The organism is Methylobacterium sp. 1A (assembly GCF_058072805.1).
Genome location: NZ_JBYQVE010000002.1, coordinates 1,835,134 through 1,854,477, shown reverse-complemented (window position 1 = coordinate 1,854,477; position 19,344 = coordinate 1,835,134). Strand labels below are relative to the sequence as shown.

Genomic DNA, 19,344 nt, shown 5'->3' with positions numbered 1-19,344 from the left:
CCGCCGCCGGCGCCCGCCTCAGGCCTCGGCCTGCGCGGGGGCGGCCTCGTCGCCCTCGGCCGCCTCGGCACCCTCCTCGGCCTCCGGCTCCGGCAGGGCCTCGATCCAGCCGGCCTTCAGGCGGGCGGCCATGATCAGCGCCTCGGCCTCGGCGCGGGACAGGTCGAACCCGTCGAGGTAGCCGGCGTGGCGCACGGCCTCGGGACCGCGGCCCTCCGTGTAGCCGACGAGGTCGTCGGTGGCGCAGCCCGCCAGATCCTCGACGGTCTTCACGTCGTTCTCGCCGAGGGCGACCATCATGGGCGTGGTGATGCCCTCGATCTCCCGCAGCTCGTCGGCGACGCCGAGCTCGGTGCGGCGGGCGTCGTGCGCCTGCTCGATCCGGGCGAGGTGGTCCTGGGCCCGGGCCTGGATCTCCGTGCCGGTCTCCTCGTCGAGCCCCTGGATGCCGGAGAGCTCCTGGATGTCGACGTAGGCGATCTCCTCGACGTTGCGGAAGCCTTCCGCGGCGAGCAGCTGGCCGACGGTCTCGTCGACGTCGAGCGCCTCCATGAACACCTGGGTCCGCTCGGCGAACTCCTTCTGGCGGCGCTCCGATTCCTCGGCCTCGGTCAGGATGTCGATGTCCCAGCCGGTGAGCTGCGAGGCGAGGCGCACGTTCTGGCCGCGGCGGCCGATCGCCAGCGACAGCTGGTCGTCCGGCACCACCACCTCGATGCGGTCGGCCTCCTCGTCGAGCACCACCTTCACCACCTCGGCGGGCTGGAGGGCGTTGACGATGAAGGTCGCCTCGTCCTCGGACCACGGGATGATGTCGATCTTCTCACCCTGCAGCTCGCCGACGACGGCCTGCACGCGAGATCCCCGCATACCCACGCAGGCGCCCACGGGATCGATGCTGCCGTCGCGCGAGATCACCGCGATCTTGGCGCGCGAGCCCGGATCGCGGGCCACCGCCTTCACCTCGACGATGCCGTCGTAGATCTCCGGCACTTCCTGGCCGAACAGCTTGGCCATGAACTGCGGGTGCGAGCGCGACAGGAAGATCTGCGGGCCGCGCACTTCCGAGCGCACGTCGAACAGGTAGGAGCGGATGCGGTCGCCCGGCCGGAAGGTCTCGCGCGGGATCATCTCGTCCCGGCGCACGATGCCCTCGCCGCGGCCGAGGTCGACGATGACGTTGCCGTACTCGACCCGCTTCACGATGCCGTTGAGGATCTCGCCGATGCGGTCCTTGTACTCGTCGAACTGGCGGGCGCGCTCGGCGTCGCGCACCTTCTGGACGATGACCTGCTTGGCCGACTGCGCGGCCACGCGGCCGAAATCGAAGGGCGGCAGGGTGTCGGAGATGACGTCGCCGACCAGCGCGCCCGGGTTGTAGCGGCGGGCCTGGTCGAGGGTGATCTCGCGGGCGTCGTTCTCCACCTGATCGACGACCAGGAGGTGGCGCGAGAGGCGCAGCGCCCCGGTCTTCGGGTCGATCTCGGCGTGAACGTCGGTCTCGGCGCCGTAGCGCGAGCGGGCGGCCTTGGCGATCGCCTCCTCCATCGCGTCGATCACGATGGAGCGGTCGATCACCTTCTCGCGGGCGACCGCGTCGGCGATCTGGAGGAGTTCGAGCCTGTTGGCGCTGACGACGGCCATCGGTGTCGGTCCTTCTCTTCCGTCAAATCTTCGGGCCGGCCGCCGGGCGGCCGGCGCGGGGGTCTCAGTGCAGGGAGTCGCGGTCCTTGAGCCGGGACGCCTTGGTCACGACCGGCTTTTTCGGGCCGGTCCGGGCCTGTTTCTGGGGCTTGGCCGCGGGGCTGGCCTTGCGGGGGCCCTTCGGCTGGAACGGCGCGCGCGCCGGCGACGCGCTCTCCGCGGCGTCCTCCTCGTCCTCGGCCTCGTCGGCCTCGTCCGTGGCGGGCGGCCCGCCGCGGCGCAGCGACTCGCGGATCAGCTCGTCGGTGAGGACGAGATGGGCCTCGGCGAGGTCCTTCAGCGGCAGGTCGATGCGGCTCGGCAGCCCTTCCTTCACGTCGGGCAGGTCGATCGGGACGGTCGCGCCCGTCGGGTCCGGCGCGCCGAGGATGCCGCGGAAGCGCTTGCGCCCGTCGAGCGGCGGGCTCAGCTCGACCTTGGCCTCGTAGCCGGCCCAGCGGGCGAAGTCCGAGACCCGCACCAGCGGCCGGTCGATCCCCGGCGAGGACACTTCGAGGTTGTAGGCGCCGCCCACCGGGTCGTCGACGTCGAGGATCGGCGAGATCGCGCGGCTCACCGCCTCGCAATCGTCGATCGTGAAGGTGCCGTCCGGCCGCTCCGCCATGATCTGCACGGTGCAGCCGTTGACGTTGGACATCCGCACCCGGACCAGCCGGAAGCCGAGGCCCGCGAGCGGCCCCTCGATCGCCTGCGCGACGCGCGCGGCGACTCCGGCCTCGCGGACGAGGCGCTTCTCGGACAGATCCGCTTCAATCTCGGACGACATGGGTGTTCAGCGCGCAACCTTCGCGGCGTTCTGCCTGGCCGCCCGCGGCGTGGGGCCTCGTGCGGCGAGAGGATGTGCGGCGAAAAAAAAGAGCGGACCCGGTGGGGCCCACTCCCGAACCGCAGCCTCTCGACTGCCATCAGAACTGTTGAGAGCTAGATAGCGGCCCTCGGCCCGGAGCGCAAGGTGGATCCGCCGCGCCGCGCGAGCCCGCTCGTCCCCAGCTCCGCCTCATCCTTCGATGTCGCGCTTCGCGGCCACCTCAGGATGAGGGGATCGGTCGAAGATCGGCCGCGTCTCAGCCGCTGCGCGGCACCCGCCCCTCCAGCGGATAGGCCGGATCGTTGTAGCCCGGCGTGGTCGGGTGGCCTGCGGCGACGAACCCGTCGACCAGCGCCTCGTCCTCCGGGGTGAAGGCGTAGTCGAGGGCGCCGAGATATTCCTGCCACTGCGCCTCCGTCCGCGGCCCGGCGATCACGCCCGTGACGAGGCGGTTGTTCAGCACCCAGGCGGTGGCGAACTGGCCGGCCGTGATGCCGCGGGCCTCGGCGTGCTCCCTCAGGGTCCGGGCGATGCGCAGGGATTCCGGGCGCCACTCGGTCTGCATCATCCGGGCGTCCTGGCGGCCGGCGCGCGACTCGGCCGGCGGCGGCGCGTCGGGGTCGTACTTGCCGGTGAGCACGCCGCGCGCGAGCGGCGAGTACGGCACCACGCCGAGCCCGAAATGCGCGCAGGCGGGCAGGTGCTCGGTCTCCGGCATCCGGTTGAAGGCGTTGTAGTAGGGCTGGCTCACCACCGGCCGGTCGATCCCGGCCTCGTCGCAGAGCCGACAGATCTCGGCGACCCGCCAGGAGCGGTGATTCGAGACGCCGAAATGGCGGATCTTGCCCGCCCGCACGAGGTCGGCGATCGCCCGGACCGTCTCGGCCAGCGGCGTGTCGTGGTCCTCCTTGTGGAGGTAGTAGATGTCGATGAAATCCGTGCCGAGGCGGCGCAGGCTGTCCTCGGCGGCCTTCATCACGTGAACGCGCGAGAGGCCGCGGTCGTTGACGCCCGGCCCGGTCGGGTTGGCAACCTTGGTGGCCAGGACCCAGGCGTCGCGCTCTGCCCTGATCGCCCGGCCGGTGATCTCCTCCGAGCGGCCCTCCGTGTAGACGTTGGCCGTGTCGATGAAGTTGATCCCGGCCTCCCGGGCGCTGGCGACGACACGGCCCGCCGTGGCCTCGTCGGTGGGGCCGCCGAACATCATCGTGCCGAGGCAGATCGGCGAGACCTTGAGGCCCGAGCGGCCGAGCGTGCGATACTGCATGGGATCCCTCCAACGTCCGTCGTCCCGCTATCTCGCCGCGGGAACGGCGCGGTCAACCACAACACAGGTCAACGCCGCCCTGTAACCCGCGAACGCCCGCGGCGAACCGACCCGTGACGGCACCGATGGCCCGGGCAGCCGTTCCCGCCGGTGGCCCGGGCCATCGGTGCGGCGCCGTCGTCCACCGCGAAGCTTCCGTTCGGACCCATGATCGATCGCTCGGCCGCCGCCCTCGGCATCCCCCTCCCCTGGCTCGACCGGGCCGGCCGCCTCTCCTGGCTGAAGCTCGCGGTGTTCGCGTGCTGCGTCGCGCCCGCGCTCTACCTCGCGGCCGCCTACCGGCTCGACGCCCTCGGGGCGAAGCCGATCACCGCGCTGATCCACGCCACCGGCGAGTGGGCGGTGCGCTTCCTGCTCTTCTCGCTGGCGATCTCGCCGCTGCGCCGCCTCGCCGACTGGCCGAAGGTCCTCGTCGTGCGGCGCATGCTCGGCGTCACCGTGATGGCCTACGCGGTGGCCCATCTGACCCTCTACGCCGTCGACCAGAACCTGATCCTCACCAAGGTGATCTCCGAGATCGCGCTCCGGCTCTACCTGACGATCGGCTTCGTGGCCCTGATCGGCCTGATCGCCTTAGGGTTGACCTCCACGGACGCGGCGATCCGCAACCTCGGCCCGAACTGGAACCGCCTGCACCGCCTCACCTACACGATCGCCGTGGCGGCCCTGGTCCACTACTTCCTGCAGTCGAAGATCGACGTCACCGACCCGGTCTTCTCGGCGGGCCTGTTCCTGCTGCTGATGGGCTGGCGGGTGATGCGGCGCTTCCAGTGGCCGGAGCGGCCCTGGTCGCTCCTCTTCCTGGCGATCGTCGCCGGGCTCGCGACCGCCGGCCTGGAGGCCGCGTGGTACGGCCTCGCCAGCGGTGTGCCGGCCAACCTCGTCCTCGCCGCCAACCTGGACTTCTCCGGGCCGATCCGGCCGGCCTGGTGGGTGCTGGCCGTCGGCCTGTCGCTCCCGCTCGTGGCGCTCGTGCGCGGCCCGAAGGCCCCGGCACCCGGCAGGCGACCGGCCCAGGCGGCCCGCCGGGAGCCTATCCGGGAACCCGTCCGGGAGCCCTTCCGGGAGCCCTTGTCGCCGTCGGCCTGATGCCGCAGAACCCGCTCCCGGTCCTCCGCCGCCGGCGGCCCCGGGCCCAGCGGAGCTTTCGAGACGCCATGCGCGGCACGCCTCTCCTGATCGCGGGCTTGCTCGCGCCGACCCTCGCCTTCGCGACGCCCCCCGCGACCCAGGCCGCGAAGCCGGCCGCCAAGGCGGCGCCCGCCGCGCCGCCGCCGGCCGCCGCCGCGCCGGCAGCCGCGGCCTGCACGCCGCCCGCGCCGCCGCCGGCCTCCGCGCGCCCGGCCAAGCCGGAGCTGCCGCCGAAGCCCGCCTGCCTCGACGCCAAGGAGGGCTGCCCGGGCTGGGAGGCCTACAGCTACAACGACGCGATCAAGGCCTATAACCTGCAGGCGCAGGCCTTCCGGCCGATCGCCGAGGCCTACCTGCAGAAGCTCAATGCCTACGTGAAGGCGAGCGCGGACTACGCCCAGTGCGAAGTGAACGCGATGCAGAAGTAGCCGGCTGAACGGCGGCCGACACCGCGGCTCGGAGGCGGTTCAGGCACCCGGTCGCATCCTGCGGCGATGATGGCCGCGATCCCCGCGCGCCCGCTCACGCCGAGGCCACCGTGCCCGCTCGTCGTCTCCTCTTACGAACCGGCTTCTGCGCCCTGATCCTCGCCGCCGGCCCGGCCCTGGCCGCCGATTTCGACGGACCCTACCCGCCGCACGTCGACGGCGGGCCCGCCCAGGACGACGAGCCGGAGCGCCGGCCGCCCCCGCCCCCTCCGGGACCGCGGCCCGAATCCGAAGTCCGCGGTCCCCGCTTCACAGCGGCGCCCCCAGAAGCGTCCCCGGAGGCGTGCCGGGAATTCGTGCGGCGGCGCTTCGGTCCGGACGGGGAGCCGGTGCTGCGACGAGTGCGGGTCTGCGACGAGCCGGTCGTCGACCGCGGGCCGCCGCCGCCTCCCCCGCCGCCGGAGGACATCCCACCCCGTCGCTGGGGCGGGCCGCGCTGGTAGAGTGGGAATCCGGCTCAGATGCGGGCCGGCGCCTTCCTGAGGGCGGCCGCGAAGGCCTTGAGCTGGCGGTTCAGGTCCGCCAGCTCGTTCAGCGCGATGGTCTTGTGGCCGTCGCGGACCGCGCGCTCGATATCCTCGACCTGCAGGTCGACGAGGCGGCGGATGGCGGTGGCGACTTGTTGTCGGGTCATCGATTCGAGCGTCTCGTCCGAGCGTCCTGGCGGGCCTCAACGGACGGCCGGTGCGCGGCCGTCGACACGTTTCGGTGATAGGCCGGTAGGCTTAACCGATGGTGTCCGCGGCCCCGCCGTTCACAGGGGATCGGGCCCTAGCGGCGCTCGCGCATCTCGCTGCGGCGCATCGGCATCGCGTCGATCGTGGCGAACAGCCTCTGCGGCGCGATCGGCGCCGCTTCGGTGATCTTGGCACCCCCGTCCTTGCCGACCAGGACCGCGCGGAAGCTGTCCGCGGGCAGGCCGAGGCGCTCGCGCAGGGCCCGCGCCTCGGCCCCCGCGCCGACCGCTTCGAGCACCACGAGGTCGCGCTCGGCGACGCCGGTGCGGACCGAGGCCAGCGCCGCCCGCTGCGCCTGGAGCTGCGCGTCCCCGGCCTCGGGCGCCGACAGCACCAGCACCCGCGCCCGGTCGCGATAGCCGTCGAGGGGACCGGCCAGGGCGGCCCCCGCCGCCATAGCTGCCAGCCCGAGTCCCAGTGCCGTCTCCCGCATGCAACCGCTCCGCGCTCTCGAGTCGGGACAACGCGCGACTCGGCCGCGCGATCGCGGCGGCGCGTTTGCCTCGCGGGCCCGGCGCCCCAGATCGGGGCGGAAGCCCGTGTCCCGGAGTCCGGAATGACCACCGCCATGAACCGCCGCATCGTCCTGGCCTCGCGCCCGCACGGCGAGCCGCGGCCCGAGAATTTCCGCCTGGAGGAGGTGCCGGTGCCGCAGCCCGGACCCGGCCAGGTCCTCCTGCGCACCCGCTGGCTGTCGCTGGACCCGTACATGCGCGGCCGGATGAGCGACGCGAAATCCTACGCGGCGCCCGTCGAGATCGGCGCGCCGATCACCGCCGAGACGGTGGGCGAGGTGGTCGCCTCCAACCACCCCGATCACGCCGTGGGCGAGCTGCTGACAGCCTTCGCGGGCTGGCAGGAGTACGTCGTCACCGACGCCAAGGGCTCGCGCAAGGTCGACCCCGATGCCGCCCCGCCCTCCACGGCGCTGGGCGTGCTCGGGATGCCGGGCATGACCGCCTATACCGGCCTCCTCAACATCGGCCGGCCGAAATTCGGCGAGACCGTCGTGGTGGCCGCCGCCGCCGGCCCCGTGGGCTCCCTGGTCGGCCAGATCGCCAAGATCCACGGCGCCCGCGCCGTCGGGATCGCGGGCGGCCCCGAGAAGTGCCGCTACCTCACCGAGGAGCTCGGCTTCGACGCCGCGATCGACCATCGCGGGTCCGACCTGCCGGGCGCGCTGGCGGCCGCCTGCCCGAAGGGCATCGACGTGTACTTCGAGAATGTCGGCGGCGCGGTCTTCGCCGCCGTGCTGCCGCTGCTCAACCCGTTCGCGCGGATCCCGGTCTGCGGCCTCGTCTCCGCCTACAACGCCACCGAGGTGCCCCCCGGCCCGGACCGCCTGCCCGGCCTGATGCGCGCGGTCCTGACCAACCGGCTGCACATCCAGGGCTTCATCGTCTGGGACTTCGCCGAGCAGGCGGACACGTTCCGCAAGGAGGTCGCCGGCTGGATCCAGGACGGGCGCGTCCGCTACCGCGAGGACGTGGTCGAGGGGCTGGAGAACGCCCCCGAGGCGTTCATCGGCCTGTTGAAAGGTCGGAATTTCGGCAAGCTCGTCGTCCGCTTCGCCTGAGAGCGGCTTGCTGCCGAAACGGAACGGATATAGAACAAATCGATCCGTCGGCGCTGCGGAAAGCGGGCACAAGCCCGCCCCGCCGGTTGCCGCTCCGGAGGCCCGGGCGCATGGTTCGCGCGCCGCCGGGCAGATGCCCTGTGAGATCCGTACGACTAGGAGAGAGCGATGGCGGGCAGCGTCAACAAGGTGATTCTGGTGGGCAATCTCGGGCGCGATCCCGAGATGCGCCGCCTCGGTTCGGGCGACCCGGTCTGCAACCTGCGGCTCGCGACGTCGGAGTCGTGGAAGGACAAGGCGACCGGCGAGCGCAAGGAGAAGACCGAGTGGCACTCGGTCGTGATCTACAACGACAACCTCGCCCGGGTGGCCGAGCAGTACCTGCGCAAGGGCTCGAAGGTCTACATCGAGGGCCAGCTCCAGACCCGGAAGTGGACCGACAATTCCGGCGTCGAGAAGTACACGACCGAGGTGGTGCTCCAGCGCTTCCGCGGCGAGATGACGATCCTCGACGGGCGCGGCGGCGGGGGCGGCGACTTCGCCGGCGAGGACGAGGGCGGCGGCCAGATCAGCCGCGGCGGCGACTTCGGCGGTGGCCGGGGTGGTGATCGCGGCGGTGATTTCGGCGGCGGTCGCGCCCAGGGCGGCGAGCGGCGTCCGGCCCCGGCCTCCTCGGGTGGCGGCGGTGGCAGCCGCGGCGGCTACGACCTCGACGACGACATCCCCTTCTAGGACCGCCTGCGATCCGGAGGCCCTGTACCGTCACCCGGGTCGGCCTGCCCGACCCGGGTGACGCGGACATCTGGGCTGCGTCAGCGCAGCCGTTTCAAGGCAGCATCCCGGGACCGCGCGGCGGTGCCCGGGATCCAGATCCGCCTGCCTACGTCTCGGGCCGCGCGCCTTCGGCGCCCCGGAGCGCCGCCGCTCAGCCCTTGAGCTGCCGGTTGCAGGCCGAGTAGTAGCCGCCGCCCTTCTCGATCCACTTCATGCCGCCCAGCGTGCCGGCAGCCTTCGCGGCGTTGTAGCTGTCGAGGCAGGTGTGCATCCGGGCCTTGCCGGCCGATTCCTTGGCGTATTTCGGATCGACGGCGCGGGGGAACGTGGCCGACGCCGCGGCGGCGGACGTCGTCCCGGCGCGCGGGGCGGCCGGCGGCGCGGCCGGAGCTGTCGTCGCGGTCGGCGAGACAGGGTTCGGCGCGGTCGTCGGGGCGTTGTCGGCCGCCGCACCGCACTCGGCCTTGCGGAAGTCGTTCCACTTCTGGCCGTTGAGCGTGCCGGCCTGCTTGGCGGCCTGATACTTGACCGAGCAATCCTTCGCGGAGAGCGCGGCGGCCGGCGCGGCGCCGGCCACGAGGCCGGCGATCATCAGGGATGCAAATACATAGCGACTCATGACGAAGAATCTCCGGGACACTATGTTGCGTCCCGAAAGACATTAATACGGCTCTATGCCGTCGTGAATATGGGTTTGTCCGTTCCAGGGGGACAACACGGTGGCCGAGCACTGACCCGGCACCGGCCGGTCGCGGATCCGGATCGCGCGCGGCGGGCCGAGCTCTGGACGCGGCGACCCGAACTCGGGTCGCCGACGCGGATCACCAGCCGCCGTAGGACCGGCGCGGGCCCTCGTAGCCGCCGTAGCCGCCGTAGCCGCGGTCGTAGCCGCCGTAGCCGGGCCGGCCGCCGTAGGGCCCCCGCGGTCCGCCCCAGCCCCAGCCGCGATCGTTCGGCCGGCAATGGCCCCAGGGATTGGGATGGAAGCCCGGACCGCAGCCTCCGGCCACGCGCTCGATCACCGATCCGGCGTCGGGCGGCCCGTAGCCGAACGGCGCCGCGTTGGCCGTCGTGGCGGTCGCGAGAGCCGCGGCGGCCACCGCGACGAGGCCGATCACCTTGGCGCGCATCATGACACGATCTCCTGAACCTGCGGCCCGGACGCGCCGGGCCGATGACAGGAGGATGCGCCGGCCGCTGTGAACCCGGACAGGCTCGGGCATTCATCGAGCCGACACTCTCGGCCGGGCCTCCGCGCGGCGGGTCGGTCAGGCGGCCTGGAGCTGGATCGGCGCCGGTGCGGGCGCCCGCGAGCGCGCGAAGAGGTCGGCGCCGACCGTCTCGCCCGCAGCCCTGACCAGCGTGGCCTCGTCGCAGGAGCGCGCGACCTTCAGGCCGAGCGCCTCGAGCCGCGCGTGCTCGGCGCAGTAGGCGGCGATCCGTGCGCGGCCGTAGGCCGGCATCGGCGCGAGCAGCCGGTCGCGCTCCGCGTCGTCGGCGCGGAACAGGGCCGAGATCAGCTCGATCGGAACCGGATACCGCGCCAGGGCGCTCGGGTGGGGTCGGTTGCCGTCGCGCGCCATGGGTGCCTCTCCGCTTCGCTGTGCGGTGGAAGGTTCGGCAACCATAGTTAACGATCAGTTGTGATCGCGGCGGGAGCCCCGGTGAGCCGCCCCGCAGCGCCTCAGCGGCGGGGCGGACTCACCCAGGTTCCGCCGGCGGCGCGATCCGATTCCGGCGCCGCGAACGGGGGTCGCGCGTCCGCCCAGCGGGCGACCGGGCCCGCGGCCGGCGCGATCGAGCCCGTCGTCTCGGGGTCGGTCCAGACGGGGGCGCCCGCGGCGACCAGCGCGGGTGACGCGGACGGATCCGGCAGGTTCCGCTCGTAGCCGGCGACGACCGCCGCGAGGGCGATCGCCACGAGGACGAACGCTAGACCGTCGACGATCATGGAGCCGAGTCTCGGCATGGTGCCCGCGCCTGTTGACCAAGCCTCCGGGCTACGGCGGCAGGGTTAACGAACCCTGTCCGAACCCGGCGGATCGGGCCGACGCATTCAGATGTTGCGCGCGCCGCGCAGCGTCTTCAGGCCGATTCCCATCGACTCGAAGCCGCCGTCGACGGCGAGCTGCTGACCGGTGATGTAGGAGGCGCGCTCCGAGCAGAGGAACACGATCGCCTCCGCGAGCTCCGTCTCCAGCCCGTAACGGCCGAGCGGGACGGCATCGTGGTAATCCGCCCGGATCTCGGGGCTGTGCACCGCCTTGGCCATCGCGGTGTCCACCGGGCCGGGCGCGACGGCGTTCACGCGGATCCCGTACTGCGCCAGCTCGGCGGCCTGCTGCTTGGTGAGCTGCGCGAGGCCCGCCTTGCTGGTGCCGTAGGCGGTGCGGAGCGTCGAGGCGCGCAGGCCCGAGATCGAGGTGATGTTCACGATGGCGCCGCCGCGCTCGGACAGGAGCGGGACGGCCGCCTGCGTGCACAGGAACGGGCCGGACAGGTTGACGGCGAGCACCCGCGACCAGTCGGCGAAGGTGGTCTCGGTCAGCGGCTTGAAGATCGCGATGCCGGCATTGTTGACCAGGGCGTCGAGGCGGCCGAACCGGTCGGCGACCTGCTGGATCGCCGCCGCAACCGCCTCGGGGTCGGAGACGTCGGCCGTCACCGCGAGCGTGGCTTCCGGACGGCCGAGCCGCTCGGCCGCCGCCGCCGCGCCCGGGCCGTCGATGTCGAGAAGGGCGACGTTCCAGCCGTCGGCGAGGAAGCGGGTCGCGGTGGCGAGGCCGATGCCGCGGGCGGCCCCCGTCACCAGCGCGGTCCGGGCCTGGGCGTCGCTCATGGTCGTCTCCGTCGGGATCGGCGGCGCCCGGATGGCGCGGGTCAGCGTTCGGGTCCGCGGCGGTGCCATCACCGCGCGCCGGACCCGGGCGGCCTGCAGGGCCGTCCCGCCGTTGTGAACCGATCCGCCCTCAACGTCTGATGGATCGCGCGCGCGCCGTCGAGGGTCTGCCCGAACATCCGCCCGGCGATGACCCGCGTCAGCGAAGCGGCCCGGGAGCGCCACGCCCGGCGGATGTCCCGCGGGTCCGGGTCGCGTCGCAGCGCTCGGGACGACGGCGTGGTGCCGCCGCAAAGAGCGGCGACGGATGCGGGATCAGAGCATCGGCATGCCGCCGGTGACCGGCACCAGTGCCCCGGACATGTAGCTGCCCTCGCGGGAGGCGAGCAGCACGTAGGCCGGCGCGAGTTCCGCGGGCTGGCCGGCGCGGCCGAGCGGCGTCTGCGCACCGAGCTGCTCGATCTGATCGGGGTTCTTCACGATCGGCTGGATCGGCGTCCAGACCGGCCCGGGGGCGACGCAGTTCACCCGGATGCCCTGCGGCGCCAGCAGGTTAGACAGGCCGATGGTCAGGCTCGCGATCGCGCCCTTGGTGGCGGCGTAGATCAGCATGTTCGGCCCGGCGACCTTGGCCTGCACGCTGGTGCTGTTCACGATCGCGCCGCCCGGCTTCATGTGCGGCACCGCCGCCTGGGCGAGGTAGTACATGGCGAAGACGTTGGCGCGGAACGAGCCCTCGATGTCGGACGCCGCCAGATCGTCGAGGCCCTCGTTCACCACCTGGGCGGCGGCGTTGTTCACGAGGATGTCGAGGCGCCCGAAGGCCGCGACGGTGCGCCCCACGAGATCCCGGCACCGGGCCTCGTCGCGGATGTCGCCGGGGAGCAGCAGGCAGCGGCGGCCGGCCTTCTCGACCCAGGCCTTCGTGTCCTCGGCATCCTCCTGCTCGACCTCGAGATAGGAGATCGCCACGTCGGCGCCCTCGCGGGCGTAGGCGATGGCCACCGCCCGGCCGATGCCGGAATCGCCGCCGGTGATCAGCGCCGCCTGACCCGTGAGCAGGCCTTTGCCGACGTAGCTCTCCTCGCCGTGGTCGGGGCGCGGCGTCATCTTCGTGGTGAGGCCCGGGCGGGTCTGCTGCTGGTCACCGGGGAAGGGCGGCCGGGGGCCGGCCTCGCGCGGGTCCTGGGTCATCGGGTGCGGCTCCTCGGCTTGGGACCCGCAGGATCTAGGGCCGTCGCCGCGGCCACCGCCTGCGCCCGGGGGTCACAGGCGGTGGCCGCGACCGGGCCGTCTCAGAAGGCCCGGTTGCGGTTGGCGTGCGGGCCGCCGTAGCGGCGACGGAGGTAGGACACGACCTTGGGAAGGAGGAAAGCGATCAGGATCTTGCGCATCGGGGCTCGCTCACGTCACGGGTTCGTGAGCGGGCAATGCTCGGACCGCGCCGCAGTTCCGCGCCCGGTCACAGCTCCAGCGTGAGGGTCACCGGGGCGTGGTCGGAGGGGCGCTCCCAGGCGCGGGCCTCGCGCAGCACCTCGACCTTGCGGACGGTCCCGGCGAGGTCGGGCGACACCCAGGCGTGGTCCAGGCGCCGCCCCTTGTTGGCGGCCGACCAGTCGGGGGAGCGGTAGCTCCACCACGTGTAGATCTTCTCCGGCTCCGGGGTGAGGTGGCGCGCCGCGTCGATCCAGCCCGCCTCCCCGCGCAGCACCTCCAGCGCCTCGGTCTCCACCGGCGTGTGGCTGACCACGTCGAGGAGCTGCTTGTGCGACCAGACGTCGTGCTCCAGGGGCGCGACGTTGAGGTCGCCCACGAGGATCGCCGGCCCGGAGACGCGCCTGCCGCCCCAGGCGCGCAGTTCGGACAGGAAGTCGAGCTTGTGGGCGAATTTCGGGTTCAGGTCGCGGTCCGGCACGTCGCCGCCGGCCGGGACGTAGAAATTGTGCAGCACGATGCCCGAGGCCGCCCCGGCCTCCGGCCCCAGCACCGCCGAGATGTGGCGGGCGTCCTGACGCTCGCAGAAGCCCATCACGGCGCGGGTGTGCAGGGGGAAGCGGGAGAGGATCGCGACGCCGTTGTAGCCCTTCTGGCCGGCGAACATCACGTGCTCGTAGCCCGAACCGCGCAGGGCCTTCAGCGGGAAGGCGTCGTCCGGGCACTTGGTCTCCTGGAGGCAGAGCACGTCCGGCCTGTGCTCGGCGAGGAAGCGCAGCACGAGGTCGATGCGCAGGCGCACCGAGTTGATGTTCCAGGTGGTGACGGTGAATTGCACGGGCGGCGCGGGGGTTCTGACGGCGTTGCGCTCCGATAGCCGATTTCGCGGCCCGCGACAGTCCGCTCACCGCCCGCCCGGCGAAAGGCCGTGCGCGCCCGGCCGGCAGGCGCTATGTCCGGGCCCTGCCCTGTCCCGGGCCCCTCGTCGAGGCCCGCCATGGCGCACGCCCGCTCGCTCCTGTTCGCCGTCTACTGGGCCGCCTGGACAACCCTGTTCCTCGCGCCGCTGGCGATCTTCCTCCTGTCCGGATCGCCCCAGCGGCCGATCCGCAGGGCGACGCGGCTCTGGGCGCGCGGGATCCTGGGCGGGCTCAGGCGCATCGTGGGGCTGCGCTACGTCGAGGAGGGCCGCCAGCACCTGCCGGACGAGCCCTGCCTGATCGTCGCCAACCACCAGTCGACCTGGGAGACGCTGGCCTTCCTGGTCCTGGTGCCGGACGTGGCGATCGTCGCGAAGCGGGAGCTGCTGGCGATCCCGGTGGTCGGCTGGTTCCTCCGACGCTCGCCGATGATCGTCATCGACCGGGCCAAGGGCACCCAGGCCCTGCGCACCATGATCGACGGCGGTCGGGAGGCGGTCGCGGCGGGGCGGTCGGTCCTGATCTTCCCCGAGGGTACCCGCGGCGCGATCGGCGAGCCGCTCCGCTTCAAGCGCGGCGTCGAGCTGCTCTACGGCCGTCTCGGCCTGCCGGTGGTGCCGGTGGCGCTCAATTCCGGCCTGTTCTGGCCCGGGGGCGCGGCGACCCGGTCCGGCACGGTGGTGGTGAGCTACCTCGCGGCCCTGGCCCCCGGCCTGTCGACCGCGGAGTTCCTGCACGGGACGGAGGGCGCGATCGATCAGGAGTTGAACCGGTGGCGGCCCGGCGCCGCGGCCGGGCTCGGCGCCCCCTGAGGGGCGACCCCGTCACTTCTGCGATTGCTGGATCTGCTGCTGCATCGCCTTGTCCTCGGACCGTCCGTAATTGATGAAGAACAGGCTGCCGTCGACGCTCTTGCCCTTCTGCAGGTTCGAGAGCGTCACCGTGGTGACGTAGCCCTGCGGGTCGGTGATCCGCCACTGCGACAGGGTCTTCATCTCGGCGTCGAAGAACAGCTGGATCTTCGAGGTGCCGCCGAGGGTGGCGCGGTCCTCCAGGCTGATGCGGACGCTGCCTGGATCGCTCGCCACGTCGGTGACGGTGAGGTCGCGGGCGAGGTCGATCTTCTCGCGCAGGAGGAATTTCAGCGGCGTCTGGGCGATGAAGTAGAGGTCCTGGGTGTTCAGCTTGCGGTCGCGCACCGCCACCGAGGTCCCGTCGGCGACCACCTCCAGCGGCGAGGGCTGGTCGTAGTCGAAGCGCAGGCGGCCGGGCTTGACGAGCGTCAGCTTGCCGCCGATCCGGCGGCCGTCGGCGCCGATCTGCACGAAATTGCCCGTCAGGGTGTTGATGCCGTTGAAGTAGGCGTTGGCCTGCGCCAGCAGCGCGGCGGGATCGGCCGACTCGGCGGTGACGATCGCCGTCGGCGCGCCCACCGCCGCGACCTTCGGCTCGGGCGCCTTGTGGTCCGCCTTGTCGGCGGCCTTGTCGCCGCCCTTGCCGGACTTGGCCGTGCCGGGCTTCGTCTCCTTGCTCGCCTCCTTGGCCTTGGGCGCGGCCTTCTTGGCCGGCGCGGGGGCCGCCGGGGCGGCCTCCGGCTGCGGGGCGGGCTCCTCCTTGTGGCCGAACAGGCTGTCGATGAAGGCGCCGACCTGCGCGTGGGCCGGGTTGGCTGTCGCGAGCCACAGCCCGGCGGCGATCACGGAGCCGGCTGTGCGGGTGCGGCGGCCGATCATCGGCAGAGTCTCCTGAGGAGCCGCGGGCAAGCTCCGGCGGCGAAACAGAGGTGGGCGGGCCGCTGCGGACGCCTTGCCGTCCCCTCGTCTTCGCGAGCGGAGCGAGGCAATCCAGGTGCGCCACGATACCGGAGGTCGCGCTACTCTGGGTTGCTTCGCTCCGCTCGCAGAGACGGGGCGGGTTTCGCAGCCCCCTTTTAGAACCTCGCCCTGTGGCGAAGATGCGACGTCCGGGCCGCCCCGTGGCGAGGCGGCCCGGACAGCGTCTCACTCGTCGTCGTACATCCCGGCCGAGCTGTGCGTCGCCCCGGCGACCAGGATCTCGCGCTTGCCGGCGTGGTTGGCCGGGCCGACGATGCCCTCGATCTCCATCCGCTCCATGATGGAGGCGGCGCGGTTGTAGCCGATCTGCAGCCGGCGCTGGATGTAGCTCGTCGACGCCTTCTGGTCGCGCAGCACCACCTCGATCGCCTGCTTGTAGAGGTCGTCGGAGTCGCCGCCGCTCGCCGCCGCGAAGGCGCCGATGTCGAAGACGGGGGCCTCCTCCTCGGGCTCGTCGGACCGCTCGGCCTTGTCGGCCGCGGCCGCCTTGCCCCGGCCGGACCGGCCACCCTCCTTGGCGGGCTCCTCGGGCGAATCGTCGGCGGTGACGGCGTCGAGGTAGCTGGGGCGGCCCTGGCGCTTGAGGTGGGCGACCACGCTCTCGACCTCGCTGTCCGAGCAGAACGGCCCGTGCACCCGCGTCGTGCGCCCGCCCCCGGCCATGAACAGCATGTCGCCCTGGCCCAGAAGCTGCTCGGCGCCCATCTCGCCCAGGATCGTGCGGCTGTCGATCTTGCTCGTCACCTGGAAGCTGATCCGGGTCGGGAAGTTCGCCTTGATCGTCCCGGTGATCACGTCCACCGACGGGCGCTGGGTCGCCATGATCAGGTGGATGCCGGCCGCGCGCGCCATCTGCGCCAGACGCTGGATCGCGCCCTCGATGTCCTTGCCAGCCACCATCATCAGGTCAGCCATCTCGTCGACCACGATCACGATGTACGGCAGCGGCGCCAGATCCATCGCCTCGTCCTCGTACACCGCCTCGCCGGTGTGGCGGTCAAAGCCGGTCTGGATTGTGCGCGTGATGGTCTCGCCCCGGTCGCGGGCCTCCTTCATGCGGGCGTTGTAGCCGTCGATGTTCCGGACGGCGATCTTGGCCATCTTCTTGTAGCGCTCTTCCATCTCGCGCACGGCCCACTTGAGGGCGATGACCGCCTTCTTGGGGTCGATGACGACCGGGGAGAGCAGGTGCGGGATGCCGTCGTAGACCGACAGCTCCAGCATCTTCGGATCGACCATGATCAGGCGGCACTCCTCGGGCTTGAGCCGGTAGAGCAGCGACAGGATCATGGTGTTGATCGCCACCGACTTGCCCGAGCCGGTGGTGCCGGCGACCAGGAGGTGCGGCATGCGCGCGAGGTCGGCGATGATCGGCTCGCCGCCGATGTTCTTGCCCAGGCACAGCGCCAGCTTGTGCTTGCTCTCGGCGAAGTCGGCCGACGAGAGCAGCTCGCGCAGGTACACGGTCTCGCGGGTCTCGTTCGGCAGCTCGATGCCGATGACGTTCCGGCCGGGGACGACCGCGACGCGGGCCGAGACCGCCGACATCGACCGGGCGATGTCGTCCGACAGGCCGATCACGCGGCTGGACTTGGTGCCCGGCGCGGGCTCGAGCTCGTAGAGGGTGACGACCGGGCCCGGCCGCACCGCCAGGATGTCGCCGCGCACGCCGAAATCCTGGACCGTCTGCTGCAGGTTGAGGGCGTTCTGCTCCAGCACGTCGGCGTCGACCTCCTCGCTGCCGCCCGGCGCCGGCAGGGCGAGCAGTTCGAGGGACGGCAGCTCGTAATCGGCGTTCTCGATCGGCGCGATCTCGAGGTGGCGGCCGGCCGGGATCAGGTGTGCCCGCGGCGCCACCAGGGTGACCGACGCCGGCGCGGGGGCCGGCAGGGCCGCGACCTCGATCGCCTCGACGGCAGCGGCGACCGGCTCGGCCTCGACCCCGATCTCCGCCTCGATCTCCGTCTCGACCGGCTCCGGCTGCGGCGCCAGCTTGCCGCGGAGCAGGACCGGGCGCGGCGTCATCGGGATCACAACGCGATCCGCCTCGGCACGCGCGGCGACCGGCGCGGCAACGACTGGGGCGGGACCGGCTTCGGGCACGGCCGGGGGTGCTGGCGGGACGGCGGTCGGCTGGCCGGCCGCGCGGATCGCCGCCCGCGCTGCCATGGCGCTGAGAGCCGGCGCGCGGCGGGGCGCCTCGGACGCGGGGGCGGCCGGAGGCTCGGCCGCGGCGCTGCCGGGGCCGAAGACCAGCGACAGGCCGGACGCGGCCGGCTGCGCGACGGGCGGCAGGAAGGCGCTCCGGATCGAGGCGGCCTCGTCCATCCGCTGGCCGGTCTCCGTCCCGTTATCCTGCCCATCGGCGGGACGCGGCGGCTGGTCGAACCGGACGAGCCGGTCGAGCACGTAGACCGGCCGCGGCGGCAGCGACCGCAGGTGCGAGATGTCGAGGGGCATGGAGACGAAGCGCTCGTCGGACGCCGCCGGCGCCAATACGGCGGCCGGGGTCGGCGCGACTTCGGCGGGCTGCGCCTCCAGGGCCGACCAGGCATCGACGGACGACCAGTCGCCGCCGTCGAACCAGGGCTGGACCTCGGACCAGTCCGGCAGGTCCGACCAGTCGCGGGCCGGGGCCTCGGCGACCGTCTCGACCGGCGCGGCGGCGACCAACGCGGCCGCGACCGGGGCGATCGCCGCCGTGGAGGCGGCCAGCTCGACCGCGGGCCGGACCGGGCGGCGGTCCGGCGTGCGGAAGAAGCGGACGCCCGGCGGCGCGACGAAGGGCTGGCGCCACAGCGGCACCGGCTCCGCGTCCGGCGCGGCGGCTTCCGGCAGGGCCGGCACGGCTGCGGCGCGCTCGGCCGCCTCGGCCGCGATCCGCGCGCGCTCGACCCGCTCCTGCTCGGCCTCTTCGCGGGCGGCCCGCTCGGTCTCCAGGGCGAGGGCAGCGGCCTGCGCCTCGGCACGGGCGCGCTCCAGGGCGACGCGCTCGGCCTCGAGGGCGCGCTGGCGGCGCTCCTGCAGGACCGAATCGGGGGTGCGGGTGTAGCGGACCGCCGAGGGCGCGGCCGGCGCCGGCGCGGCGGCCGGCGTCGCGACGTGGTCGGTCACTTGGTGGGCCACATGGCCGGCCGCATGGCCCGCGAGCGGAGCCGCGGCCGGCGCGTAGTCGGGGGCGATGGCGGCGGGGCGGCGCGGCTGGCGCACCAGCACGCCCGGCGAGGAGGCGCTGCGGTCGATCCGGCTCTCGAAGATCGGGGCGTCGAGGGCGTCGAGGCTCGCCCGGTCGTCGAAGACCTGGGCCGGCCAGTGCGGCTCGGGCGCCGCGGCGCGCGGGGCGCGCTCGGAGCCCTCGCGGCCGACCATCGCGCCCGGCGGGGTGAGCCAGCTCGGCTCGGCCCGCCGCCCGGGCGCGCCGTAGGACGGGCGGGCGGGCAGGCCCGCGGGAGAGCCGGAGAAGCGGCGGGTGAGGCTCGCGCGGAGCGCCATCAGCCGGTGCGCCAGGGCTCCCAGGGAGAGGCCCGAGCGGTCGCCGCCGCGGACAGGGCGGGCGGGGTCACGGTGGGAGTACGGAGGCCGTCCCGATGCGCGCATGGGTTCTCAGACGATACTCGAAACAGGGATCCGCCGACGCGCGGCGGCTGTTCCTGAGTTAGGCCATTCGTCGTTAATGGAGGCTTGCCGTCGGCCGCGGTGCGGAAACCATGCGGGACGTTCGGCCCGGCGCTCCGGCAGGGCCCCGCATCGCCGCGGCCGGGCCGTCACGGC

The 19,344-nt window shown here is 72.9% G+C and carries 20 protein-coding genes; 6 read left to right on the top strand and 14 right to left on the bottom strand.

Going from position 1 to position 19,344, the window contains the following annotated elements:
- Positions 1-18 precede the first annotated feature (18 nt).
- From nusA to ACX9MN_RS28835, 3 genes are all read right to left on the bottom strand, one after another.
- Positions 19-1,644 (bottom strand): transcription termination factor NusA, encoded by a 1,626-nt coding sequence (gene nusA / locus ACX9MN_RS28845; RefSeq protein WP_091679718.1) that lies wholly within the window; start codon positions 1,642-1,644, stop codon positions 19-21.
- A 64-nt stretch (positions 1,645-1,708) separates the two neighbouring features.
- Positions 1,709-2,470, bottom strand: coding sequence for a ribosome maturation factor RimP (gene rimP, locus ACX9MN_RS28840; RefSeq protein WP_489726113.1), 762 nt, complete (start codon positions 2,468-2,470; stop codon positions 1,709-1,711).
- Between the two features lie 298 nt (positions 2,471-2,768).
- The gene (locus ACX9MN_RS28835; RefSeq protein ID WP_020092720.1) at positions 2,769-3,779 is read right to left on the bottom strand and encodes an aldo/keto reductase; all 1,011 of its coding nucleotides are present in this window, start codon (positions 3,777-3,779) and stop codon (positions 2,769-2,771) included.
- A 207-nt stretch (positions 3,780-3,986) separates the two neighbouring features.
- On the opposite strand from ACX9MN_RS28835, the gene msrQ reads away from it, so the two are divergent.
- The 3 genes from msrQ to ACX9MN_RS28820 all read left to right on the top strand — a co-directional run bounded on the left by msrQ (position 3,987) and on the right by ACX9MN_RS28820 (position 5,901).
- Entirely contained in the window at positions 3,987-4,928 is a 942-nt protein-coding gene (msrQ, locus tag ACX9MN_RS28830; RefSeq protein ID WP_489726112.1) for a protein-methionine-sulfoxide reductase heme-binding subunit MsrQ, read from the top strand.
- A gap of 68 nt (positions 4,929-4,996) precedes the next feature.
- A complete protein-coding gene (locus tag ACX9MN_RS28825) occupies positions 4,997-5,398 on the top strand; it encodes a hypothetical protein (RefSeq protein WP_056525759.1) in 402 nt (133 codons plus the stop codon).
- A 110-nt stretch (positions 5,399-5,508) separates the two neighbouring features.
- Entirely contained in the window at positions 5,509-5,901 is a 393-nt protein-coding gene (locus ACX9MN_RS28820) for a hypothetical protein (RefSeq protein WP_489726111.1), read from the top strand.
- A 14-nt stretch (positions 5,902-5,915) separates the two neighbouring features.
- Here the strand turns inward: ACX9MN_RS28820 and ACX9MN_RS28815 are convergent, their stop codons facing one another.
- A complete protein-coding gene (locus ACX9MN_RS28815; protein ID WP_012320668.1) occupies positions 5,916-6,092 on the bottom strand; it encodes a hypothetical protein in 177 nt (58 codons plus the stop codon).
- Positions 6,093-6,229: 137 nt separating this feature from the next.
- The gene (locus ACX9MN_RS28810) at positions 6,230-6,628 is read right to left on the bottom strand and encodes a DUF4174 domain-containing protein (protein WP_489726110.1); all 399 of its coding nucleotides are present in this window, start codon (positions 6,626-6,628) and stop codon (positions 6,230-6,232) included.
- Between the two features lie 123 nt (positions 6,629-6,751).
- Here ACX9MN_RS28810 and ACX9MN_RS28805 point away from each other — a divergent pair, with 123 nt between their 5' ends.
- Both ACX9MN_RS28805 and ssb read left to right on the top strand, forming a co-directional pair.
- Positions 6,752-7,771, top strand: coding sequence for an NADP-dependent oxidoreductase (locus ACX9MN_RS28805; protein ID WP_489726109.1), 1,020 nt, complete (start codon positions 6,752-6,754; stop codon positions 7,769-7,771).
- Between the two features lie 168 nt (positions 7,772-7,939).
- Complete coding sequence (gene ssb, locus ACX9MN_RS28800; protein ID WP_127992566.1) at positions 7,940-8,503, top strand: single-stranded DNA-binding protein; 564 nt, start codon at positions 7,940-7,942, stop codon at positions 8,501-8,503.
- Between the two features lie 193 nt (positions 8,504-8,696).
- Here the strand turns inward: ssb and ACX9MN_RS28795 are convergent, their stop codons facing one another.
- The 7 genes from ACX9MN_RS28795 to xth form a co-directional block, all read right to left on the bottom strand.
- Positions 8,697-9,164: a hypothetical protein gene (locus tag ACX9MN_RS28795; RefSeq protein WP_091679723.1), complete on the bottom strand. Its 468-nt coding sequence runs from the start codon at positions 9,162-9,164 to the stop codon at positions 8,697-8,699.
- 202 nt (positions 9,165-9,366) lie between these two features.
- Positions 9,367-9,678 carry a GCG_CRPN prefix-to-repeats domain-containing protein gene (locus ACX9MN_RS28790; RefSeq protein WP_091679725.1) on the bottom strand — a complete coding sequence of 104 codons (312 nt, stop codon included), beginning with the start codon at positions 9,676-9,678 and terminating at the stop codon, positions 9,367-9,369.
- A 135-nt stretch (positions 9,679-9,813) separates the two neighbouring features.
- Complete coding sequence (locus tag ACX9MN_RS28785) at positions 9,814-10,128, bottom strand: hypothetical protein (RefSeq protein WP_100251345.1); 315 nt, start codon at positions 10,126-10,128, stop codon at positions 9,814-9,816.
- A 101-nt stretch (positions 10,129-10,229) separates the two neighbouring features.
- Positions 10,230-10,514, bottom strand: coding sequence for a hypothetical protein (locus ACX9MN_RS28780; protein WP_244539825.1), 285 nt, complete (start codon positions 10,512-10,514; stop codon positions 10,230-10,232).
- An 87-nt stretch (positions 10,515-10,601) separates the two neighbouring features.
- Positions 10,602-11,384 carry an SDR family NAD(P)-dependent oxidoreductase gene (locus ACX9MN_RS28775; RefSeq protein WP_489726108.1) on the bottom strand — a complete coding sequence of 261 codons (783 nt, stop codon included), beginning with the start codon at positions 11,382-11,384 and terminating at the stop codon, positions 10,602-10,604.
- 315 nt (positions 11,385-11,699) lie between these two features.
- Positions 11,700-12,578 (bottom strand): SDR family oxidoreductase, encoded by an 879-nt coding sequence (locus ACX9MN_RS28770; RefSeq protein WP_489726107.1) that lies wholly within the window; start codon positions 12,576-12,578, stop codon positions 11,700-11,702.
- 268 nt (positions 12,579-12,846) lie between these two features.
- The gene (gene xth / locus ACX9MN_RS28765) at positions 12,847-13,656 is read right to left on the bottom strand and encodes an exodeoxyribonuclease III (RefSeq protein WP_489726106.1); all 810 of its coding nucleotides are present in this window, start codon (positions 13,654-13,656) and stop codon (positions 12,847-12,849) included.
- Positions 13,657-13,815: 159 nt separating this feature from the next.
- Between xth and ACX9MN_RS28760 the strand changes: the two genes are divergently transcribed.
- Positions 13,816-14,550, top strand: coding sequence for a lysophospholipid acyltransferase family protein (locus tag ACX9MN_RS28760; protein WP_331297799.1), 735 nt, complete (start codon positions 13,816-13,818; stop codon positions 14,548-14,550).
- A gap of 12 nt (positions 14,551-14,562) precedes the next feature.
- Here ACX9MN_RS28760 and ACX9MN_RS28755 read toward each other — a convergent pair whose 3' ends face one another.
- Positions 14,563-15,471 (bottom strand): LolA family protein, encoded by a 909-nt coding sequence (locus ACX9MN_RS28755; RefSeq protein ID WP_489726105.1) that lies wholly within the window; start codon positions 15,469-15,471, stop codon positions 14,563-14,565.
- A gap of 267 nt (positions 15,472-15,738) precedes the next feature.
- On the bottom strand, positions 15,739-19,170 hold the full coding sequence (locus ACX9MN_RS28750) for a DNA translocase FtsK (protein WP_489726104.1): 3,432 nt from the start codon (positions 19,168-19,170) through the stop codon (positions 15,739-15,741).
- Positions 19,171-19,344: the final 174 nt, after the last annotated feature.

Coding starts and splice junctions, on each gene's coding strand:
- nusA (WP_091679718.1), bottom strand. CDS start 1,644: ATGGCCGTCGTCAGCGCCAACAGGCTCGAACTCCTCCAGATCGCCGAC.
- rimP (WP_489726113.1), bottom strand. CDS start 2,470: ATGTCGTCCGAGATTGAAGCGGATCTGTCCGAGAAGCGCCTCGTCCGC.
- ACX9MN_RS28835 (WP_020092720.1), bottom strand. CDS start 3,779: ATGCAGTATCGCACGCTCGGCCGCTCGGGCCTCAAGGTCTCGCCGATC.
- msrQ (WP_489726112.1), top strand. CDS start 3,987: ATGATCGATCGCTCGGCCGCCGCCCTCGGCATCCCCCTCCCCTGGCTC.
- ACX9MN_RS28825 (WP_056525759.1), top strand. CDS start 4,997: ATGCGCGGCACGCCTCTCCTGATCGCGGGCTTGCTCGCGCCGACCCTC.
- ACX9MN_RS28815 (WP_012320668.1), bottom strand. CDS start 6,092: ATGACCCGACAACAAGTCGCCACCGCCATCCGCCGCCTCGTCGACCTG.
- ACX9MN_RS28810 (WP_489726110.1), bottom strand. CDS start 6,628: ATGCGGGAGACGGCACTGGGACTCGGGCTGGCAGCTATGGCGGCGGGG.
- ACX9MN_RS28805 (WP_489726109.1), top strand. CDS start 6,752: ATGACCACCGCCATGAACCGCCGCATCGTCCTGGCCTCGCGCCCGCAC.
- ssb (WP_127992566.1), top strand. CDS start 7,940: ATGGCGGGCAGCGTCAACAAGGTGATTCTGGTGGGCAATCTCGGGCGC.
- ACX9MN_RS28795 (WP_091679723.1), bottom strand. CDS start 9,164: ATGAGTCGCTATGTATTTGCATCCCTGATGATCGCCGGCCTCGTGGCC.
- ACX9MN_RS28790 (WP_091679725.1), bottom strand. CDS start 9,678: ATGATGCGCGCCAAGGTGATCGGCCTCGTCGCGGTGGCCGCCGCGGCT.
- ACX9MN_RS28785 (WP_100251345.1), bottom strand. CDS start 10,128: ATGGCGCGCGACGGCAACCGACCCCACCCGAGCGCCCTGGCGCGGTAT.
- ACX9MN_RS28780 (WP_244539825.1), bottom strand. CDS start 10,514: ATGCCGAGACTCGGCTCCATGATCGTCGACGGTCTAGCGTTCGTCCTC.
- ACX9MN_RS28775 (WP_489726108.1), bottom strand. CDS start 11,384: ATGAGCGACGCCCAGGCCCGGACCGCGCTGGTGACGGGGGCCGCCCGC.
- ACX9MN_RS28770 (WP_489726107.1), bottom strand. CDS start 12,578: ATGACCCAGGACCCGCGCGAGGCCGGCCCCCGGCCGCCCTTCCCCGGT.
- ACX9MN_RS28760 (WP_331297799.1), top strand. CDS start 13,816: ATGGCGCACGCCCGCTCGCTCCTGTTCGCCGTCTACTGGGCCGCCTGG.
- ACX9MN_RS28755 (WP_489726105.1), bottom strand. CDS start 15,471: ATGATCGGCCGCCGCACCCGCACAGCCGGCTCCGTGATCGCCGCCGGG.
- ACX9MN_RS28750 (WP_489726104.1), bottom strand. CDS start 19,170: ATGCGCGCATCGGGACGGCCTCCGTACTCCCACCGTGACCCCGCCCGC.